This is a genomic window from Aquabacterium sp. (assembly GCF_030652515.1).
Taxonomy (GTDB): Bacteria; Pseudomonadota; Gammaproteobacteria; order Burkholderiales; family Burkholderiaceae_C; genus Aquabacterium.
Genome location: NZ_JAUSAR010000083.1, coordinates 1 through 4394, shown reverse-complemented (window position 1 = coordinate 4394; position 4394 = coordinate 1). Strand labels below are relative to the sequence as shown.

3 protein-coding genes and 1 pseudogene are annotated in these 4394 nt (G+C 60.4%); all 4 read right to left on the bottom strand.

Annotation, left to right across the window (positions count from 1 at the left end; all coding sequences use genetic code 11):
* A pseudogene (locus tag Q7V20_RS11105) lies at nucleotides 1-285 on the bottom strand (HlyD family type I secretion periplasmic adaptor subunit); the annotation flags it as partial.
* Entirely contained in the window at nucleotides 282-2483 is a 2202-nt protein-coding gene (locus tag Q7V20_RS11100; RefSeq protein WP_304790644.1) for a peptidase domain-containing ABC transporter, read from the bottom strand. The pseudogene Q7V20_RS11105 and the gene Q7V20_RS11100, both read right to left, overlap by 4 nt.
* Nucleotides 2484-2501: 18 nt before the next feature.
* Nucleotides 2502-3712 (bottom strand): IS3 family transposase gene (locus Q7V20_RS11095; RefSeq protein ID WP_304790641.1). Its coding sequence is split into 2 segments (ribosomal slippage): nucleotides 2502-3448 and nucleotides 3448-3712, totalling 1212 coding nucleotides; the frame shifts between segments, so codons are not numbered across the junction.
* A 28-nt stretch (nucleotides 3713-3740) separates the two neighbouring features.
* A partial coding sequence (locus Q7V20_RS11090; protein ID WP_304790638.1) for a hypothetical protein occupies nucleotides 3741-4394 on the bottom strand: 654 nt, incomplete at its 5' end.

The following is a 4394-nucleotide window of genomic DNA, read 5'->3' as shown; positions in this document are numbered from 1 at the left end:
CACCACACCGGCTTCGGCCGGCTGCACGATCTTCACCAGGGTCTGCGGCACGAGCTTGCCTTCGGCGGTGGCCACGATGTCAAGCTGGCCGACCGATGCCCAGACGATCAGCAACAGCACCAGTACCGACACCACCCACAGCACCAGGCGGCCGATATGTGGTGGGGCGTCGTTCTGGATCAGGTGCAGCGGGTCGTTCCAGCGCGGCCCGGCAGGCAGAAAAGTTGCTGCCTCAGGCTTCGCGGCCTGGTTGGCGCCGGCTATGGGCAAAGAGATGACCGTCATGGTTTGGCTCCCCCGGCATGCAGGTGCGCCGCGGCGGCCAGGTCGGCCACGTTGCCCGCAGCGTGGGCGGCGGCACTGCGTGCCTCAGGCTTGGCGGTCGGCTGGCCGGCTTGCGGCGGTGTGCCACCCACGCGTTCGAGCCCGTTGGCCGTTAGCTGGAACAGCACGTCCACCTTCAGGCCGCGCGGCAGGCCGTGGGTGATGAAGAGCATGGTGGCCTTGCCGTGCAGGGCGTTGATGGTCTTGGCGAACTGTTCGGCGGTGGGGCCGTCCAGCGCGCTGGTGGCTTCGTCGAACACCAGAATCCTGGGCCGCTTGAGCAGGGCGCGCGCAATGGCGATACGCTGACGCTGGCCGCCTGAAAGGCCGGCGCCGCGCTCGCCGATTTCGGTCTGGTAGCCCTCGGGCAGGGCTTCGATGGCGCTGTTGATTTCGGCCAGCTTGCAGGCGGCGACGATGTGCTCGAAGCTGGCTTGCGGGTTGGCCATTTGCAGGTTGTCCAGGATGGTGCCGGAGAAGAGTGTGGTTTCCTGCGGTACCACGCCGAAGTGGCTGCGCAGTTCGTTGGCGGACAGATTGGCAATGTCCACGCCGTCGATCTTGATGCGGCCTTCGGTGGGCTGGTAGAAGCCCTGCAGCAGCTTGGCCAATGTGCTCTTGCCACTGCCGGAGGGGCCCATGATGGCCACGGTCTGGCCGGGCTGAATTTCGGCATGCAGGTTTTTGTAGAGCAGGGGCAGCTTGTCGGAATAGCGGAAGGCCAGGCCTTCGATGTCGATGCCGCCCTGGCCGGCGTTCAACCTGCGGGGTTGCAGCGAATACGGCTCGGTGGGGGCATTCATCAAATCGCCCAGACGCTGCACCGAAAGGTGCGCCTGCTGGAACTGCTGCCACAGGCCCACCAGACGCAGCATGGGTTGCGAGACCTTGCTGGCAAACATCTGGAAGGCCACCAGCATGCCGATGGTGAAAGCGGTGTCGTGCATGACCATCCAGGCGCCCACGCCCAGCACCAGCAGCGTCATGACCTGCTCCAGCATCTGGGAGAAGCTGTTGTAGGTGTTGGCCAGCTGCTTGGTGGCAAAACCGGCCGTCAGCGCCGTGGCCAGGTAACCGCGGTAACGGCTGTTGAGCTGCGGCTCCAGTTGCAAGGACTTGACGGTTTCCATGCCGGACACGTATTCGGTGATGAAGGCCTGGTTGCGCGCGCCCATCTGAAACTGCTCGGCCAGGCGCTTCTGGAACACCGGTGCCACCAGCAGGCTGGTGATGACGATCACCGCCAGAATGCCCAGCACGATGGTGGTGAGCGCCACGCTGTAATAGAACATGATGGCCACGAAGATCAGCAGGAAAGGCAGATCCAGAATAAGGGTGACGGCCGTGCTGGCGATGAATTCGCGGATGGTCTCCACGCCATGCAGGCGCGCCGAAATAACGCCCGTGGGCCGGTGCTGGAAGTACATGGGCGGCAGCTTGAAGAGGCGTTCGAACACAGCCGAGCCCAGCACGGCGTCCACCCGGTTGCCGGTGTGCAGCACCAGGTACTGGCGCAGCCAACTCAAGATGGCAGAGAAAACCACAAAGGCCGTCATGCCGATGATGATGACGACCAGCGTGCTTTGCGTGCGGTGCACCACCACCTTGTCGATGATGGTTTGCGTGAACAGCGGCATGGCCAATGCCAGCAGCTGGATCACGAGCGAAGCCAGCAGGATTTCCTGCCAGATGCGCTTGTGCTTGAGCAACTCGGGCACGAACCAGCCGAAGCCGAAGCGGCGGGTCTGGGTGGCTACGCTATCAGGGTCGGTGCCGGGCTCAACCTTGGTGGCCAGGCTCAAGGCCTGGCCGTGAAAGCGAGCTTGCAAGGCTGAGAGGGCAAGGACGCGCGGGGCTGTGTCACCCGGCTCGATCAGCAGGGCCTGCTGATCGTCGGCCTGCAAAAGCAGTGCGGGCGTGACTGCCGGCATTTCAGCGGCTTGAGGTTGGTCGCTTGTTTCTCCGTCTGGCGCAGCCAGAGGCTGCCGATCCAGCCAAAGAAGCAGAGGGAAAGACTGAGCCTGCAGTTTTGCGGACTTGAGCCGCGTGACCGGTGCCGCGGTGATGCCCAATGCGTCAAGGGCCTGCGCCAGGGTGGCGGCATCGTAGGGCGCTACGAATTGCTGGAGTAGGAGTTTGAGGTTGCCCCTGTTTCCCATACTCCATAAGCCGACCCATTATGCGGCTTCCCTGTCCTGCTGCTGGGCCGCGAACCAGCGTTGTTCAAACGCCATCGGGCTGACGTAGCCCAGCGTCTGATGCAATCTTGTGCTGTTGTAAAACCCCAGCCAGTCCATCACCTCGTCCATGGCCGCGCGGCGCGTGGCAAAGCGCCTGCCGTGCAGCCGCGCCACCTTCAGATGCCCCCACAGGCTTTCGGTGGGCGCATTGTCCCAGCAGTCGCCCTTGCGGCTCATGGAGCTGAGCATGTTGTAGCTCTTCAGAGCATTCTGGAACTCGTGCCCGCAGTACTGGCTGCCCCGGTCCGAATGCACGATCAAGCCCGCCGCTGGCTTGCGCCGGAAGTACGCCATGCGCAGCGCATCCGTGACCAGACTCGCTTGCATGTGTTCCTTCATGCTCCAACCCACCACCTGGCGGCTGTACAGGTCCAGCAGAACGACCAGATACAGCCAGCCCTCGTCGGTGGCGATGTAGGTGATGTCCGTGGTCCACACCTGATTCGGCCTCTGGGCCGTGAAGTCGCGCGCCAGCAGGTTGGGCGCAATCGGAAGATCATGTTTGCTGTCGGTGGTGACGACAAACTTTCTCTTGCCACGGGCCTTGATGCCGTGCTGCTGCATGAGCTTTTGCACCCGCAGCTTGCCCACCCGGATGCCGCGCGCCAGCAGCTCTTTCCACATCTTGGGCCAGCCGTATTCACCCTTGACCTGGGCGTGGATGGCGCGGATGTGGGCCAGCAGGGCTTCGTTGCTGATGCGCTTGTTGGCCCCAGCCCGGCTGGGCTTGTCAGCATCCTTGCGCCGCCAATGCTCGAAGTAGCCGCTGGCGCTGACTCCCAGCACCTCGCAGGCCAGGCTCACCGGCCAGCGCGTCTTGTGGCTGGCGATCCAGGCGTACTTCACAGTGATTCCTTTGCAAAGTACGCCGTCGCTTTTTTTAGGATGTCGCGCTCCATGGTCACGCGCGCCAGTTGCGCCCTCAGCCGCGCCAGCTCCATCTGCTCGGCCGACACCGGCTTGTCGCCAGCGCCCTTGAGCTGGTCCTTGGCGCTCAAGCGCACCCAGTTCTCCAGGGTCTGCTTGGGGATGCCCAGCACCTTGGCCGTCACCGCCGCGGCCTGCCCGCCTTTGACCAGCCGTACGGCCTCCAGCTTGAATTCCAGGGTGTACTTGCCCCGGGGTTGTCCGTCTTTTCTCTTGCTCATTTCTCTCTCCAATGCCTGAATTTGACCATCAGCTATGGAGTACGTTTTTTGGGGGCAACCTCAATCCTTCTGTTGAGCCAAGGCTGACTGCTACAAGATCTGTCCAGGCGGTTTTCGCTCGCTCGTTAATCAGAACGCGCTCACCTGTAAATATCATTCGCCGAACATATAAAGCATCGTATGCAAGTATTTTCGAAGCCTTCTCAACAAAAGAATTGTTTAGCGCTTTGATCATCAAATTTGCCGTTTGTATTGGGGTCAACTCGTATTTCGTCAGATGCTTCGCGAGGTTTATCCAGTTTCGAATGAGCGCTTGCTGGAATACGTTGTAGTAGAAAAACTTGCTACCGTTCTCTTCATCACGTTTGGCGAGCTCTTCAAATTCAGAGGCGGCATCCCGAACGACGGATGTATCTACTTCTATTTGCGTGCTACGAAAATTTTGAAGCGCAGTAATTTTGTAGGTTTCATACCCAGGAGACTGCTGTACGACTTTGTCCTCAAGCCACTTGAAAGCAGATTTCAGTTTTTTTTCTTGATTCTTATATGGGCTCAGTTCTCTGAAAAGTATGTTTAGCGAAGGAACGATGTAACTTTCAATTCTTTCTCGAAGAATGGAGATTTGGCTTGAATGAAAATCGGTGTCAGAGATTTGATCAATAGGGATTGCATCCGGATCAGA

Bases quoted from the DNA above. Each gene is read 5' to 3' on its own strand.
- Q7V20_RS11100 (WP_304790644.1), bottom strand. From the start codon at position 2,483: ATGGGAAACAGGGGCAACCTCAAACTCCTACTCCAGCAATTCGTAGCG.